We start from the raw sequence: 273 nt of genomic DNA, 5'->3' as shown, positions 1-273 counted from the left end.
ACCTTGTTTCAAAAGCCTCTTTGAAAGTTCTTTCGAAATATATCCCTTATCACCAAATAGTTTTCCAAAAATCCCTTTCGACAAAGTTTCGGCAATAGAAACATCAGCGACATTTCCAGGAGTTAGCTGAAAAGCCAAAATTTCTCCTTTCTCATTGATCATGAGATGCAATTTAAACCCGAAAAACCACCCTGAAGTTGTTTTCCCTCTCTTTGCTAAACCTTTAAAGACCTTGTTTCTTTTTATGCGTTTATTGTGGCAAACATCTATCGA

The 273-nt window shown here is 36.3% G+C and carries 1 protein-coding gene; it reads right to left on the bottom strand.

The annotated features are described in order from the left end of the window. The coding region (locus TY19_RS26910) for a transposase (protein WP_042281972.1) at positions 1-273 on the bottom strand (273 nt) is incomplete at both ends.

Origin of the sequence: Candidatus Protochlamydia sp. R18, from assembly GCF_000648255.1 — a bacterium.
Taxonomy (GTDB): Bacteria; Chlamydiota; Chlamydiia; order Chlamydiales; family Parachlamydiaceae; genus Protochlamydia; species Protochlamydia amoebophila.
Note: the sequence above shows the minus strand (reverse complement) of the source record. Positions and strands in the feature narration are given on the sequence as shown.